Below are 16358 nucleotides of genomic sequence, written 5' to 3'. Positions count from 1 at the left end.
ACCGATTCAAACACTCATTTTTTATGACAACTGCAATTGATTCTGCAACCCAGGCTACCATCGACCATTGGCTCAACGGCAATTATGACTCCGAAACCAAAGCGGCAATTCAAAAATTGCTGGACAACGGCGAATCGACCGAACTGACCGATTCGTTCTATAAAAACCTGGAATTTGGTACCGGCGGTTTGCGGGGCGTCATCGGCGTGGGTTCCAACCGCATGAACCGCTACACGGTCGGTGCGGCCACGCAGGGACTGGCGAATTACCTGAATGCGGCTTTTCCCGACATTGACATTAAAGTAGCGATTGCCCACGACAGCCGCCGGATGAGCCCGGAGTTTGCCCGGATTGTGGCGGATATTTTCTCGGCCAACGGCATCGAAGTGTTTCTATTCAGCGCGCTGCGCCCCACGCCGGAACTGTCGTTTGCCATTCGCCAACTCGGTTGTCAGAGCGGGATCGTCGTGACGGCTTCGCACAACCCGCCGGAATACAATGGCTACAAAGCCTACTGGAACGACGGTGGTCAGGTGGTGGCGCCCCACGATAAAAACATCATTACCGAAGTCAATAAAATCACGTCGATCGACGACGTAAAATTTGACGGTGTACCTGAAAAAATTCACCTGATCGACGAAGAAATCGACAGCGTGTACGTCGAACGGATCAAATCGAATTCCATCAATCCGGATGTAATTGCGCGGCAGAAAGACCTGAACATCGTTTTTACACCCATCCACGGCACCGGGATTACGCTGGTTCCGCGCGTCCTGAAAGCCCTGGGCTTTACTAATGTGAACATCGTGGAGGAGCAGGCCGAACCGGATGGCAACTTCCCGACGGTGAAATCGCCGAACCCCGAAGAACGTGACGCCATGCGGCTGGCCCTGGAAAAAGCCGAAGCCATCAATGCGGATTTGATCATGGCCACCGACCCCGATGCCGACCGCGTGGGTTCGGGCGCCCGCAACCACCACGGCCAGTTTGAGTTGCTGAACGGCAACCAGATGGCCAGCCTGATCATCTATTATTTGCTCCAGGCCTGGAAAGACAACGGCAAACTGACCGGCAAAGAGTTTGTGGCCAAAACCATCGTGACGACCGACCTCATCGACAAGATGTGCGATCAATACGGCGTTTTTTGCTACAATACCCTGACCGGTTTTAAATACATCGCCCAGATTATCCGCGAACTCGAAGGCCAGCAGCAGTTCATCGGTGGGGGTGAAGAGAGCTATGGCTACCTGATCGGTGATTTTGTCCGGGATAAAGACGCCATTGCTTCCTGCGCCATGATTGCCGAGCTGACGGCTTATGCCAAAGACAAAGGCCTGAGCCTGTTCGACTTGCTGATGGAAATGTATCAGAAATTCGGCTTCTATTACGAAGGGCTGATTTCGCTGACCAAAAAAGGGAAAACCGGGGCCGAAGAAATCCAGCAGATGATGGCCGACTTCCGGGCCAATCCGCCGAAACAGATTGCCGGTTCACCGGTTTTGCGGGTCGATGACTACGCGAGTCTGGAACGGACCGATCTGTCCACCGGTGAAAAAAACGCCATTGAAGCCGGGAAGATGGGCATCGAGTCGTCAAACGTGTTGCAGTTTTTCACTGCTGATGGCACGAAAGTATCGGCCCGCCCGTCGGGTACGGAGCCGAAAATTAAGTTCTACGTGAGCGTCAACGAACCCCTGAAAAGCAAGGAAGAGTTCGATGCGGTGTATGACCAGTTGAAAAAGAAAGTTCAGTCGGTGATGACGGATTTGAATCTGGAGTGATCGGTTGTTCCAACGGTTTTAACCGGGGTATAGATGAAAAGGTGGGTCAAAAATTTCGTAGGGATGCTGGCCCCCGGAGCATCCCTTTCCTGACAAGCTGTTTGAGTTAACCGGGGAGAGCCCTAGAAGGGCGGCCTGTCAATAGTCGGCAGCCGATAGCAACTGGTGGTAGCTCCGGAGGAGCGGTCTAAAAATATCTTCAGGCCGCTCCTCCGGAGCTACCACCAGTTGCTATCGGCTGTCGACTATTGACAGGACAGGCCTCCGGCCTTCGAAAGGCTTCTAAACGTCAGAGTTCGTTGGTCTGTACGTCAAAATGCCAAAACCGCTTTGGTCCGGCTGCTTTCCCCCGCCAGCTCAATAATGCGCATGACCGCGAGGGCTTGTTCCGGGGTTACTTCCTGTGGAATTTCGCCGACAATGGCGCGGTACAGATTGTCGTAGAAATGGTGGTAATTGCCCGGCTGACTCGGGAACGTAAACCGGCCGTTGGGGGTGGTGAGCGTGCCGTACTGGCTTTCGGGTTCGGCGCCCCAGTCCGGGGTGTTGGGTAGAATGTTTTTGCGCTGGGTTTCTTCCTGAATGTCCAGTCCGTGTTTGATAAAGGACCCCTTGGTGCCGTGAATGATGTAGCGCAGGCTGTTATCGACCGCCAGCATCGACGATTTTAGAATGACGCGTTTGTCAGCGTAGAATAGCTTTACGTCAAAATAATCATCCAGAATACCGCCTTTCCGAATGATGCGAACATCGCCCGAAACGGCTTGTGGAACGCCAAAGAGCGCTACGGCCTGGTCGATCAGGTGCGGCCCCAGGTTGAAGAGGTTTCCACCGCCTTCGGGGTCTTTTTCTTTCCAGCTATCCAGAATGTCCGGCCGATAGCGGTCGTAGCGGCATTCGTATTCCACGACATCGCCCAACTGATTTTCCCGCAGCACCTGCTGAATGGTCAGGAAGTCGGCATCGTAACGCCGGTTCTGGTACGGAATGGCGACGAGTCCTTTCTGTTTCGCCAGTTCCAGCAATTCGCGGGCCTGTTCGAGGGTGTTGGCAAACGGTTTTTCAATCAATACATGCTTTCCGGCTTCGAGGGCGGCTTTGGCATACGAAAAGTGGGTGTCGTTGGGCGAGCCAACAATGATGAGGTCGATGTCCGGATCGGCCAGCAAGTCTTCGTGACTGCGGACGGTCTGGATGCTTGGGTCGAAGGCTTCAGCTTCATTGCGGTGACGTTCCACCACTTTGGCCAGTTTGAAATGCGGGTTAACGGTTAGGAAAGGCGCGTGAAAATACCGGCCCGATAGTCCGAAACCGATTAATCCAACCTGAATAGTACGAGACATATGAATGACAAATCAAGAGTTGAGGGCCGAAGATGACTAATTTTGTCCAGAAGGTCAACTGGATAAATTGAGCCAACGGTCAAATTTGTGCGGCCTACCCACTCGATAACGGCCTGTAGGAGACCAAGAAAAGTATTATCTTTGAAATTGGAATTAAGTAAAAAGAATGATTCTCCGCTTTCAAAGCCTTACTGAACTGGACGATGTTGCCGGACAATTGATCGACGCCGGGCGATCGCATTCGGTCTGGCTGTTCGACGGGGAGATGGGAGCGGGCAAGACGACCTTGATTAAAGCGATCTGTCGGCGTCTGGGCGTAGTGAACGTAGTTCAAAGTCCAACCTTTTCAATTGTGAATGAGTACGTTACAAATTTAGGTGAACCGGTCTATCATTTTGATTGTTACCGGCTTCGCAATGAAGAAGAAGCCCTGGACAGTGGCCTCGAAGAGTACATCGACTCGGGAGAACGCTGTTTCATCGAGTGGCCGGAACGAATTGCCGGTTTGTTACCCCCCGACGCCTGGACCCTTCACCTCCGGGTGGAAGAAGGCGAACGAATACTGGAAACCAATTGACAAAAATGACGGATTAAGAACAACGGACGCAACGCTTTCGGGCGGTTTTCGGTGAAACCATCTCCACCGGGGAACGCGTCATTCGCAGTTCATAATTCATAAATCCCGTTTATAGTGACTGGGTTTGAACAACTAGCAAAACAAACGGCACTTTATCCGCAGGAAGCTCCTGCCGCTGTTAAAAAGCACAAGGGCAGTCTCATGATTGGGATGCCCAAAGAGGTCTCCCTACAGGAAAACCGGATTGCCCTGACGCCCGAAGCGGTCACCATTCTGGTGCGCCACGGCCACGACGTTCTTATCGAAAAAGGCGCGGGCGCGGGCGCAAAATTCTCCGATAACGACTACAGCGAAGCCGGGGCGCAAATCATGCCGTCGGCCAAAGAGGTGTACGATGCAAACCTGATTCTGAAGGTGGAACCGCTGGTTGAGCAGGAGTTTGACTACATCAAAACCGGCAGCACCCTTATTTCGGCGGTCAACCTGCCCAATCACGAGAAGAAATACTTCGAGCGGCTGAACAGCAAAAAAATCACCGCGCTGGGCTACGAATACATTGAGGATAAAGTGGGCGGAATGCCGATCATCCGGGCGATGAGCGAGATTGCGGGCAGCACCGTCATGCTGATTGCGGGTGAATACCTGAGCAGTGCCAACAACGGCCGGGGCGTGATTCTGGGCGGTATTACGGGCGTTCCACCGACCAAAGTCGTTATTCTCGGAGCCGGAACCGTGGCCGAATATGCAGCCCGGACGGCGCTGGGGCTGGGTGCCGAAATCAAGATTTTCGACAAACATATTTATAAACTCCAGCGGCTGAAATATGCCATCGGACAGCATATTTATACCTCCATCATTGAAACCGATACGCTCTCGGAAGCCATTCAGCGGGCCGACGTGGTGATTGGGGCCATGCGGGCGGAAGACGGTTTGAGTCCGATTGTGGTGACGCAGGAGATGGTTTCGCGCATGAAACTCGACGCGGTAATTATCGACGTCTCCATCGATCAGGGTGGCAATTTTGAAACGTCCAAGATGACGACGCACAAGGAGCCGACGTATAAATACCAGAACGTCATTCATTATTGTGTGCCGAACATTGCCTCGCGCGTGGCTCATACGGCCAGCCTGGCCCTAAGCAACATTTTTCTGCCCTTTCTCCTGAAAACCGGAACCATCGGCGGAATTGAAGAAATGATGTTTGCCAATCGCTGGTTTATGAAGGGCGTTTACAGCCATAACGGTCTGTTAACCAACGCCTACATCGCCAAGAAATTCAATATGCGCTACAAAGACCTGAGTCTGTTGCTGGCGGCCAGAATTTAAATTGTTTACGGTTTACAGTTTTCGGTATACGGTGGCTGACGCATTCACTCTCTCGCGTCAGCCACCGTATACCGTATACCGAAAACTGTAAACCATAAACCGTAAAAATATGATCAACAATAGCAATGAAAATTTCCTGCTCGACGACGCCAATTCGCCGGATGTCAACCGGAAGCTGATGAGTGCGGTTTCGACGGATTTTGTGAAAGTGTCGGAAACGCTGCGTGAAGCGTCGTATGTCATTCGGAAACGCGGGTTTACCGAAAATCCCATTTTTGTCGTATCCCGTCGGCCGGTCGATATTGGTCAGTTGCTGCTCGGGCCGAACGAACTGGCGGCCAATGCGTGGAGCTACCGGGCGTCGCTGCTCGATGAGTTTGTGCAGCGGAAACTGGTTGCGGAGGAGTCGGTGGATGTATTCAAAGAGAGTTACAAAAATCCCGACGAATACTGCTGTCTTTTCGTTGTCGACGGCGACTTTGCCGGTTTTATCTTCATCCCTTTTCCGGAGGATTAGTCGGTTTTGCCCCGTTCCCCTAAAGGGGACTTTTAGCTCCGGAGGGTTTCGTGTCCAAGTCCCCTTTAGGGGAACGGGGCAAAACCGTATACTACTTCCGCACCCGGTATGTGTAATAATCCCACGTTTTTCGAATGCCGGCGTAGACGCCACTGCGGTTTTCAAACAAATCGCCCTGGTCGGCGGCGGCGGAAAATGTGACCAGCAGCCCCCGCTGATTCACCGGCAGATCGAGTGACATAACGGACGAAAACTGCCGGAGGGTTTCAGGAAACGGAAAATCGTAGGTGCCGTAGTTTTCGCTGTAGGAAAATTTGAACTGAAACTGGCAGTTCCGGGCGAAATTTCCTTGAATACCAGTGTGATACACCCGAACGCGGTTGTTGCTGAAAAAACCGTAGGGAGACAGGTTGGGGCGGGTGTCGGTTACCGGCGTGATGAAAGGTGTGCCGATGCCACGGCCAAAATACGACCAGCCGTCCTGGTACTGCGTGTGATTGAAGTAATTGTCTTTCCCCCGAAATTTGTTGCCATCGTCAAATACACCCCCGCCCTGGCTTTTTGTGTACAATAACTCCACAACGGCACCGGTTATCCGCAGGCCGAATGAGGCCGGTTTCAGATTTCGAAACCGGATGCCCGTCAGGCCATCTTCGAGGTTCGTCAGGTAATAAAGCGAACCGTCTTCGTAGACACTCTGGTGATAGAGCAAAACAGATGTTCGGCGCGAGCTGAATTCTATTCCTATATCAATGGTACCCAGGTGGTTGCCAACCCGGTTTTCCCGGTCGAACTTGCTGTATTGGGTCGTGTCGACATCCGACAGGCGACCGAGGCTGTTGCCCACCGTCACGAAAAGATAGTCCTGCAGGCTGGCAGGAAAATGACCATTTTTGACAATGGATTCCGGCAATTGATCGGTAACGCCCCCCCATTGAGCCTGGTGGTTGAAACCGGCGTAGAGTTTAACGGGCCAGCGCGGTTTTCCCAGCCGTCCGTAGAACGATTTCTGGTGCAGAAAATAATGCTGAACCTTGCGCTGGCTACCAAACCAGCCGTGGGCGAAATTGCCCCGGAATGAAAGCAGCCCTTTGGTAAAGCCGATGGGCGTGTAGTTGGGCAGGCTAATCTGGATTTTGGGCAGGGGCAGGGCGTTCCCCGACCAGCTATACGAACCCGAACTGAGCGTTGAATCGACCAAACCGACTACTTCGCGACGTCGTCCTGCCATGATTTCAAAAGCTCCGGCGCGAATTTTAACGTACGCTTCAGGAATTAGTGTTTTGTTTTTTGTTTGAGCATCAAAATTAGAAACTACTTCAAAACCGTAACCAATGCCAAAATGATCCCGCCGGAGGGGAGCGGTAATATCGGTCAGGGGCGAATACCGGTAATCCTGCCGGATGCCCGCCCGAAGGGTTGCATACGGCAGGGTGGTGGGAACGATGCCATATTGATTGGTTCGCAGCCAGAATGGAGTTTGTTTGGAGGAGGCATAAAAACCGCCCATTTCGGCAAAAAAATGCCTGGGCCGGGTTTCGATAACGGGCTGGCTGAAGGCAAAAAGCGGAAGAAAAAGAGTCAGGAGTAGCGCTCTTATCATGTCTCATTGAAAATAGATTCCACGTTTCATTGAGCACTACAGGCGACAGGAAAGTCATCGCAACGACTGATCCGTTAACCCTGCTTAGGGGTTGAACCGGATCACGGATCGAAGGACTTCAACGGTGATTGCCCCGGACGGATGACCTGAAGTGATAAAGGTTGTATATGCAAATATTGTTCCAGTTTTGCAATTATCCAAGCACCTTTGGCCCTTCCTGATTGATTCCGGAAACATACAATTCACTTCCGATTCCGACGGACTGGAAAGCGGCCTGCATACTGTTGCCGACCCGCAACGCCGTAGGCTGGTCGCGACTCAGGGCAAACATGGACGGGCCGGAGCCGGAAATGCTGCAACCGAGGGCACCGGCATCAAGTGCGGCCTGTTTTACTTCGGTGAATTCGGGGATGAGGATGGCGCGGATCGGTTCGATAATCACATCGACCATCGAGCGGCCAATCAGATCGTAGTCAGGTTTCATCAATCCGGCAATCAGTCCGGCGACGTTGCCCATCTGGATGATGGTGTTTTTCATCGACACCTCATTTTTCAGAATGTGCCGGGCGTCTTTCGTGTTGACTTCGATCTCGGGGTGAACGATGGTGGCGAAGAGCTGCGCCGGGGTGCTGATGGTGATGATATCCAGTGGGTTGTAGCTCCGGATGACCACAAAACCGCCCATCAGCGACGGTGCTACATTGTCGGCGTGGGCCGAACCACAGGCCAGACGCTCGCCCTCCATGGCAAAAGGGAGGAGGTCGATTTGTTTGAGCGGACGGCCCAGCAACTCATTGATGGCAAACACGCCCGCAACGGCACTGGCCGCGCTGGAACCTAAACCGCTGCCAAGCGGCATTTTTTTATGCAGAATCAGTTCCAGCCCCTGGTCCGATTCGATGTGTTTCAGGTAGGTCTGAATGGCAATACCGGCGGTGTTGCGTTCGGCCTCTTTCGGCAACCGGCCTTCATCGCCAACGATGGCTTTAATTCGGACGCCCGGCAAATTGCTTTTCCGAACAATGATTTCGTCGCCGGGACTATCGACGGCAAAACCGAAAATGTCAAAACCGCAGGCAACATTCGCGACGGTCGCAGGGGCAAATACTTTTATTGAATCCACAGTCTGTACGGAATTGCCACGGCAATCCCAATCTTTTGTCTATCTATACAAATTCTATGGGCGTGTGGTTCACGCCAGGTAACTTCCGATGCTGACCACGTCTGCAAACACACCCGTGGCCGTCACTTCCGCGCCCGCACCGGGGCCTTTGATCACCAGCGGGCGTTCTTTGTACCGCTCTGTTGTAAACGAGATGATGTTGTCGGCACCCGACAGCGAATAAAACGGATGGTCGAAACCGACCGACCGCAGTTCGATGGTCACTTTCCCATTTTCAAACGTGGCGACATACCGCAGTTTTTCGTTGCGACCTTCCGCTCCCAGCAGCAAGTTGTCAAAATACGCATGATTTTGCTCCAACTCCTCGAAAAACGCCGGAATGCTCGGCGCTGTGATGCAGCTTTCGGGCAACAGGTTGTTGATCGTTACGTCGGACGGTTCCAGTTCAAAACCGGCTTCGCGGGCCAGAATCAGGATTTTTCGCCCTACGTCCATACCACTCAGGTCTTCGCGCGGATCGGGCTCGGTGAATCCTTTTTCCTTGGCTTCTCTCACAATGGTGGCAAAGGAGACGCCGGGTTTGAAATTGTTGAAAATATAGGATAAAGTCCCGGATAAAATGGCTTCGATTTTCAGAAACCGATCGCCCGACGTCATCAGTCCCTGCAAGGTGTTGATGATCGGCAATCCCGCGCCTACGTTGGTTTCATACAGGAATTTGACACCCCGCCGAACGGCCGCCCGTTGCAACCGCTTGTATTCGGCATATGGCCCGGAATTGGCTACTTTGTTCGGGGTGACAATCGACACGTTGGCGTTGAGCAACGGTTCGTAAAATAATGGAATGTCTTTATCCGCCGTGCAGTCGATGAACACACTGTTGGGCAGGTTGTAATCTTTCAGTTTCTCGACAAAGGCTGGTAGTGAAGTCGTTACACCTTCATTGGCCAGCCGGTCCTGCCAGTTGGTCAGGTCGATGCCTTTGGGGTCGAGCAGCATTTTCTTCGTGTTCGACACGCCGACGAGGCAAATCCGGAGCAGCTTTTCGTTTCGCAGAAATTCGTATTGGGATTCGATCTGTTGCAGCAACGTGCGGCCAATCAAGCCCGCCCCCACCAGATAGAGGTTGAGAATCCGGGCTTCGGACTGGAAAAAGACGTTGTGCATCGCATTGAGCGCTTTCGAGAGGTTGTTTTTGTTGATCACCACCGAAATGTTGATTTCCGACGACCCCTGCGCAATGGCAATGATGTTGACCCCGTTTTTGCCCAAAACCGAGAAAAGCTTCCCGGCAATCCCCGAACTCTTTTTCATGCCTTCGCCCACCGTGGCAATGATCGACAGGTCTTTTTCAATGCCGATGTTGTCGACGTGACCGTGGGCAATTTCGGTCGCAAATTCCGCTTCCAGAATGTCGCGGACGCGCTCGGCGTTGCGGGGTTCGATGGCAAAACAGATGGAGTGTTCCGACGATGCCTGCGAAATCAGAATGACACTGATTTTATAATGTGCCAGCGTGCTGAACAGCTTGGCCGAAACCCCGGCGACGCCGATCATCCCGCTACCCTGGATGTTGACCAGCACAATGTCGTCGATGGACGAAATACCGGTAATCGTAAAATCACGCCGGTCGGCGGTACGGCTGATCACCGTGCCTTCATGACTGGCGTTGAAGGTATTCAGAATCCGGATCGGGATGTTTCTGGAAAATGCCGGTTGCAGCGTGGGCGGATAAATCACTTTGGCCCCAAAGTGGCTCAGTTCCATCGCTTCCGCGTAGGTAATGGTCGGAATGTTGAACGCATTCGGAACCTTGCGCGGGTCGGCGGTCATCATGCCGTCGACGTCGGTCCAGATGTCGATGAAGTCGGCGTTCAGGGCAGCGCCCAGAATCGACGCCGTATAATCGGAACCGCCCCGGCCCAGCGTGGTGGTTTCGTTGTGGGCCGTAGAACCGATAAAACCGGTGACAATCGGCAGATCGGTTCCAATGGTTGAAAAATACTCCCGAATCAACTGGTTGGTCGTCGTTTCATCCACCTCGGCCATGCTGAACTGGGCGTCGGTTTTGATGAGTTCGCGGGCGTCGCAAAACCGGGCCGGAACGCCCTTGCTTTTCAGGCATTCGCTGATGACCAGGCACGAAAGCCGTTCGCCGAAGCTCATCACCAGATCCATCGTCCGGTCTGATAATTCACGGATGAGCGACACGCCCCGCAGCAGATCCTCCAGTTCGTTGACCGTGCCCCGGACTTTGCCGAACACCTTACTTTGTTCTTTAATCGGAATTAATCCCTTGATGACGTTGAAATGGCGGTCTTCGATGCCCCGAATCAACTCCAGGTAATCGGGGTTATTGGTGGCGGCCATCCGGCCGATTTCAATCAACTGGTTGGTGACCCCGCTCATGGCCGACAACACGACGGCTCCGATGGTATCCCCGTTCTGGCGGTGGTTAAGAATGATGGCAATGACTTTTTTAATATTCTCAACGGACTTTACCGACGTTCCGCCAAATTTCAATACGTTCATACAGTGGGAAATTATTGAATTATTGAATTGTTGGTCGTAGTGAATCAACAATTCGGATGCTGTCTTGGTGATGAAGAGAAAAGGAGCGCAAATATAGGGAAAAAGCAGGTTGTGTACAGCAAAGAAATCGAAACGAAAAACATAGGATTGCGGTCCGAAATGCCCCAAAACCGTGCATAGAGGCCACTGGTGGTTGTTTGTCGTGGTGGAATTGCCGAAAATTTCGTATTTTCAGGAAGCGAACAAATCCGGCGGGCGCGCTGTTCTTTCATCAACGCGAACTGCTGACCTAACGACCGTATTTCATGAAAGGATTCCAATTCTCCAATTATATTCCGCCCGAAAAAAAAGAAGGCAGCAAATTCGACCAGTTGTTCAATATTTTCCAGCAATTGTTGCTGATGACATCGGGCAATGTCGAACAGGCGCTGGCCTATCTGAACGACCTCGACCGGCGGTATAACTTGACCGACGACCAATACGGGATTGGTAATTTTGTCGAGGAAATGAAAGAAAAAGGGTATCTGACCGAGCAGAACGAAGAAGGCACGCTCGCGATGACGGCCAAGAGCGAACAATCCATCCGGAAGTCGGCACTGGAAGAAATTTTTGGGAAACTGAAACGCTCGAAATCCGGCGGCAATCACCACACCCCTTTCACCGGTGTGGGCGACGAATTGAGCAGCGACCTGCGCGATTTTCAGTTTGGCGATTCGCTCGAACAGATTTCCATGACCGAATCCATCCGCAACGCCCAGATCAACAGTGGCGTCAATGAGTTTACGCTGATGGAGCGCGATCTGGAGGTGGTGCAGAAAGAGCAGAAAACCCAGACCTCGACGGTTTTGATGATCGACGTCAGCCACTCGATGATTCTATACGGCGAAGACCGCATTACGCCCGCCAAAAAAGTCGGCATGGCACTGGTGGAGCTGGTGAAGCAGAAATACCCCAAAGACACGCTCGATATCATTGTGTTTGGCAACGATGCCTGGCAGATTCAGGTGAAGGATTTGCCGTATCTGGAAGTGGGGCCGTATCACACCAATACCGTGGCCGGGCTCGAACTGGCGATGGACTTGCTGCGTCGGCGCAAGAACAAGAACAAGCAGATTTTCATGATCACCGACGGAAAACCGACCTGTTTGAAAGAAGGCATCAAATATTACAAAAACAGTTTCGGACTGGACCGCAAGATCGTATCGAAAACCCTGACGCTGGCGGCCCAATGCCGTCGGCTCGACATTCCGATTACGACCTTTATGATTGCCTCCGATCCCTACTTGAAGCAGTTTGTTCACGAATTCACGAAAGTGAACAACGGCCGTGCCTATTACAGCGGTTTGCAGGGATTGGGAAACATGATGTTTGAAGACTTCCAGCGCAACCGCCGGAAGAATATGAAATAACCGGAAAAGTATGACAACGATTAGTATTTCGCTGGATGACAGCCGTTTAACCAAATTGCAGGAAAAGGCGCAGGCGATGAATCTACCTTCGGTTAGTGAATTGGCTAAGCAGATCATTGAACAGGTGATTGACTCGGATGATTCTTTTCAAAAAGAAAGGGCACTATCACCCGAACGCAGTGTCTTGCTTGATGATATTATTAACGAAAACCGGGAGTTACTTCAACGATTAGCTCAATGATTTCCACAGATGAAGTATTACTGATTCATCGCCGACTAATTGAGGATTTTGGAGGGAGTGACGGGGTTCGTGACGAAGGTATCATGCTTTCAGCTATTGCAAGGCCATACTCGGGTTTCGGTGATACGGAATTTTACCAGACGCCCGTAGAGAAAGCAGCCGCAATTATCGAAAGCATTGTAAAAAACCATCCTTTTATCGATGGAAACAAGCGCACAGGCTATGTACTTATGGAGATCATACTCCGTTCAAATAATTTGTTCATTAACGCCAGCCAACAAGAGCGTTATAATTTTGTAATCCAAATAGCCGAGGGCAATCTGGAATATAATGGCATTTTGAGTTGGATTAAAAACCATACAGAGTCTCGATAAAAACTTATGAAACTCTGTTAAAGGCAACAATCATTTTTTTATATTCACAACGATTTCATGAGCTATTCATCCCTGAAGAGTAAAGAGTTAGTAAAAATAAAAACCCTCGGCGAACTCAAAGCTGCCGGTTACCAATCCAAGTCCATCAAACAAGAACTTCGTGACAACTTAATCGAGAAGATTAAGGCGAAAGAAACCGTTTTTCCGGGAATCTGGGGCTATGAAGATACCGTTATTCCGGATGTCGAACGGGCGATTCTGTCGATGCACCACATCAATTTGCTGGGGTTGCGCGGGCAGGCCAAAACCCGGATTGCCCGGTTGATGATCAATCTGCTGGACGAATACATCCCGGTTGTGGAAGGGTCGGAACTGAACGATGATCCGCTGGTGCCGCTCTCCCGGTTTGCCCACGATCTGGTGGCGGAAAAGGGCGATGCGACGCCGGTGGCCTGGTTGCACCGGAACGATCGCTATACCGAAAAACTGGCGACGCCCGATGTGTCGGTGGCCGACCTCATTGGTGACGTCGATCCGATCAAAGCGGCAACCTTGAAGTTACCGTATTCGGACGAACGGACTATTCACTTCGGTCTGATTCCGCGCTCGCACCGCTGTATTTTTGTGATTAATGAATTACCGGATTTGCAGGCCCGGATTCAGGTGTCGCTCTTCAATATTTTGCAGGAAGGCGACATTCAGATTCGCGGTTTCAAACTGCGCTTGCCGCTCGATATTCAGTTTGTGTTTACGGCCAATCCGGAAGATTATACGAACCGGGGCAGCATCGTAACGCCCCTGAAAGACCGGATCGACAGCCAGATTGTGACCCACTATCCGAAGTCGCTGGAAATCGGGAAGAAGATTACGCAGCAGGAAGCCATCGTTAAAACCGAGCAGAAAGGCATGGTGAAAACCAACGATCTGATTGCGGATCTGATTGAGCAAGTAGCTCTGGAAGCCCGTGAAAGTGAATATGTTGACGCAAAAAGTGGCGTCTCTGCCCGCTTGACCATCGCGGCTTTTGAAAACCTGCTGTCGGCCGCCGAACGCCGGGCGTTGTTGAACAGTGAGAAAGAGACCTACGTTCGGATTACGGATCTGTATGGTGTCATTCCGGCGATTTGCGGAAAAGTGGAACTGGTGTACGAAGGCGAAGTGGAAGGCCCGGTGATTGTGGCGCAGAACCTGATCGGAAAAGCCATTCGGACGCAGTTTCTGAATTATTTCCCGAATCCCGAAAAAGCCAAAAAACAGAAGGGCGGCAACCCCTACAAAAAGATAACCGACTGGTTTGGCGACGGCAACGTGATGGATTTCCTGAACGACCTGCCGACCCGCGATTACGAAAACCGCCTGAAAGCCATCGACGGTCTGGACGATGTGGTCGATTCGTTGCATTCGCGTCTGGGGAAACAGGAGAAGCTGTTCATGATGGAGTTTGCCCTGCACGGTTTGGCGGAATATTCGCTCGTGGGCAAGAAGGCAATGGATACGGGTCAGCAGTTTAAAGACCTGTTAGGCAGCATGTTCAGCCCCGGAACGGCCTTCGGCGAAGACGACGATGATGACGACGAGGATCGGTTTTAAAATAGTTTACGGTTTTCAGTTTACGGTTTTCGGTGGCTGACGCATGCTTAAGAGCGTGTCAATCACCGTAAACTGAAAACCGTAAACCTTATACCCATAAAAGGCAACCTGGCTAACGGGTTGCCTTTTTTTGTGTCGTGAAATGCTACAGGGAAACTACGCGATCAAAATCACGTAGTTCTTCTCTTTCGGGGCGTTGTTCAAGGATCTAATTTTGCAGCATCAGTAACAACAGATATACACACAGATTGAACACCCGATGAAAGCATCACTATTTACCGTGTGCCTGGTGGCGGTCGGCCTGCTGGCGGAAGCGCAGACCACCAAACCCAAGACGACAACGGCGGCCAAACCGGTTGCCGCCGTACAAAAGAAACCGGTGGCCACTGCGCCAAAGAAGACCACCACCTCGAGGCCGAAAACCACGGCCACGGCAGCGAAGAAACCGGCCCCGAAACCGGCAGTTGCAACGGCTCCAAAAGCCACGACCACGGCGGTGGAATCCGCAACGGCGACGGCCGAAGCCGAACCGATGCTGGCGCAGCAAACCGTTGTGGAGACCAAACCGCAACCGGAGACGGAATCGAAAGAAGCGACGAAACGCTCGAAAAAAGCGAAAGCCGAAAAACCGGCAAAGGCACCAAAGGCTGAGAAAGTGGCTAAACCGGAGAAACCGGCCCGCGTCAGAACCGAATCGGCGTATTCGGGCCGGGGCTTTTCGATCGGTATTCGGGGGGGCGTCAATGCGCTGTTGAACGAATATGCGCCGGGCGGAGATCTGGACGGCGTTGGTGGTGCGTCCGAAACCGCTCCGGGTTTTACGGGTGGTCTGGTCATCAATTACGGGATTGGCAACGTTTTCTCGATTCAACCGGAAATCCTGTATACGCGCCGGTCGGTGAAATTTGCCGGGGAAGTGGAAGGCCAGAAATTCTCGCTCCAGGCTTCCGCCAACGCCATTGAAGTTCCGCTGCTGCTGAAACTTTCCTTCGGTCGAAAAACCCGGTTTTTCGTGAATGCGGGCCCGTATGTGGCTTACGGCCTGGATGCCCGGTACAAGTTTGTCGTGGATGGCGAAACCCTGGCCGACGAAAAACAGAAGCTAACCAGCGACGATGCGCGGCTCGAATACGGTGTAACCGGTGGCCTGGGCGTATCGATTCCGGCCGGACCGGGCCGGTTGCTGATCGAAGGACGGTACAACTACAGCCTGGGAACCGACGCCGACCCTCAACCGGTGGAATACGTCAGCCAGCAGGTGGCAACGTTCTCGCTGGGCTATGTTTTCCCGCTGGGAAGACGCTAGGCCGACCGGTTACTCGATCACTACCGCCGTGCCATTGGCACTGACCATGAGCAGACCGCCGTTGTTCCCGATGGTTTGATAATCCAAGTCGACGCCGATAACCGCATTGGCACCCAGCCGTTGGGCCTGTTCGATCATTTCTTTCATGGCAATGCTTTTGGCCTCGCGCAGGGCCTGTTCATAAGCGGCTGACCGTCCGCCCGCTACGTCGCGCACGGTGGCAAAGAAATCTTTAATCAGGTTGGAGCCAATGATGGCTTCACCGTTGGCCAGGCCCAGGTATTTGGTGATCCGTTTGCCTTCGATATTCGAAGTAGTTGTTATCAGCATAGACTTGATCTCGGTGTAACCGTCGGGCGGTTCCTGGTTTGAATGATGACTTGTTCCTCAAAATTAAATACCGGGAACATGCTAAATGACAGAGTTACACAGAAGATTATTTTTAATGGATGGGGTATTTGTTTTGCCTTACAGGCGGTAGTCGGTATGATTAAAATTCGGGTGCAGAACGGGTATCGACCTTCAAAAACGATCTCCGAAAAGCCCAAAAAACCGGTGAACGCACTTCAGCAGAAGGAAGTACCTGTTTAAACCTCAATATAGGCAATTCAGGCGTAATGCACTGGGTGGCCGAAC

At 52.1% G+C, this 16358-nt stretch carries 14 protein-coding genes; 9 read left to right on the top strand and 5 right to left on the bottom strand.

The annotated features are described in order from the left end of the window. Positions 1-23: 23 nt before the first annotated feature. On the top strand, positions 24-1781 hold the full coding sequence (locus tag ACO064_RS05770) for a phospho-sugar mutase (RefSeq protein WP_421826447.1): 1758 nt from the start codon (positions 24-26) through the stop codon (positions 1779-1781). A gap of 311 nt (positions 1782-2092) precedes the next feature. On the opposite strand, the gene ACO064_RS05765 is transcribed toward ACO064_RS05770, so the two are convergent. Further along, the gene (locus ACO064_RS05765) at positions 2093-3124 is read right to left on the bottom strand and encodes an oxidoreductase (protein WP_421826446.1); all 1032 of its coding nucleotides are present in this window, start codon (positions 3122-3124) and stop codon (positions 2093-2095) included. 166 nt (positions 3125-3290) lie between these two features. Between ACO064_RS05765 and tsaE the strand changes: the two genes are divergently transcribed. From tsaE to ACO064_RS05750, 3 genes are all read left to right on the top strand, one after another. Further along, positions 3291-3701, top strand: coding sequence for a tRNA (adenosine(37)-N6)-threonylcarbamoyltransferase complex ATPase subunit type 1 TsaE (gene tsaE / locus ACO064_RS05760; RefSeq protein WP_421826445.1), 411 nt, complete (start codon positions 3291-3293; stop codon positions 3699-3701). A gap of 114 nt (positions 3702-3815) precedes the next feature. Continuing rightward, a complete protein-coding gene (locus tag ACO064_RS05755) occupies positions 3816-5027 on the top strand; it encodes an alanine dehydrogenase (RefSeq protein WP_421826444.1) in 1212 nt (403 codons plus the stop codon). Positions 5028-5136: 109 nt separating this feature from the next. Continuing rightward, a complete protein-coding gene (locus tag ACO064_RS05750; protein ID WP_114409096.1) occupies positions 5137-5544 on the top strand; it encodes a hypothetical protein in 408 nt (135 codons plus the stop codon). Between the two features lie 91 nt (positions 5545-5635). On the opposite strand, the gene ACO064_RS05745 is transcribed toward ACO064_RS05750, so the two are convergent. The 3 genes from ACO064_RS05745 to thrA all read right to left on the bottom strand — a co-directional run bounded on the left by ACO064_RS05745 (position 5636) and on the right by thrA (position 10802). Beyond that, a complete protein-coding gene (locus tag ACO064_RS05745) occupies positions 5636-7147 on the bottom strand; it encodes a capsule assembly Wzi family protein (RefSeq protein WP_421826443.1) in 1512 nt (503 codons plus the stop codon). A gap of 193 nt (positions 7148-7340) precedes the next feature. Next, complete coding sequence (locus ACO064_RS05740) at positions 7341-8270, bottom strand: homoserine kinase (protein ID WP_421826442.1); 930 nt, start codon at positions 8268-8270, stop codon at positions 7341-7343. Positions 8271-8339: 69 nt separating this feature from the next. Continuing rightward, positions 8340-10802 (bottom strand): bifunctional aspartate kinase/homoserine dehydrogenase I, encoded by a 2463-nt coding sequence (gene thrA / locus ACO064_RS05735; protein WP_421826441.1) that lies wholly within the window; start codon positions 10800-10802, stop codon positions 8340-8342. A gap of 305 nt (positions 10803-11107) precedes the next feature. On the opposite strand from thrA, the gene ACO064_RS05730 reads away from it, so the two are divergent. The 5 genes from ACO064_RS05730 to ACO064_RS05710 all read left to right on the top strand — a co-directional run bounded on the left by ACO064_RS05730 (position 11108) and on the right by ACO064_RS05710 (position 15722). Continuing rightward, complete coding sequence (locus tag ACO064_RS05730) at positions 11108-12211, top strand: vWA domain-containing protein (protein ID WP_421826440.1); 1104 nt, start codon at positions 11108-11110, stop codon at positions 12209-12211. Between the two features lie 10 nt (positions 12212-12221). Next, positions 12222-12452, top strand: a complete 231-nt coding sequence (locus tag ACO064_RS05725) for a ribbon-helix-helix protein, CopG family (protein WP_421826439.1) — start codon at positions 12222-12224, stop codon at positions 12450-12452. Then, positions 12449-12826: a type II toxin-antitoxin system death-on-curing family toxin gene (locus ACO064_RS05720; protein WP_421826438.1), complete on the top strand. Its 378-nt coding sequence runs from the start codon at positions 12449-12451 to the stop codon at positions 12824-12826. Before ACO064_RS05725 ends, ACO064_RS05720 begins: the two co-directional genes overlap by 4 nt. Before the next feature lie 57 nt (positions 12827-12883). Continuing rightward, positions 12884-14416, top strand: coding sequence for a magnesium chelatase (locus tag ACO064_RS05715; RefSeq protein WP_421826437.1), 1533 nt, complete (start codon positions 12884-12886; stop codon positions 14414-14416). 259 nt (positions 14417-14675) lie between these two features. Next, a complete protein-coding gene (locus ACO064_RS05710; RefSeq protein WP_421826436.1) occupies positions 14676-15722 on the top strand; it encodes a porin family protein in 1047 nt (348 codons plus the stop codon). Between the two features lie 9 nt (positions 15723-15731). Here ACO064_RS05710 and ACO064_RS05705 read toward each other — a convergent pair whose 3' ends face one another. Further along, positions 15732-16052: a heavy metal-binding domain-containing protein gene (locus ACO064_RS05705; RefSeq protein ID WP_114409040.1), complete on the bottom strand. Its 321-nt coding sequence runs from the start codon at positions 16050-16052 to the stop codon at positions 15732-15734. Positions 16053-16358: the final 306 nt, after the last annotated feature.

It is taken from the genome of Larkinella sp. (genome assembly GCF_965227735.1).
In the GTDB taxonomy this organism is placed as follows: Bacteria; Bacteroidota; Bacteroidia; order Cytophagales; family Spirosomataceae; genus Larkinella.
The sequence above is the reverse complement of the archived record's forward strand: the minus strand, read 5'-3'. Positions and strand labels throughout refer to the sequence as shown.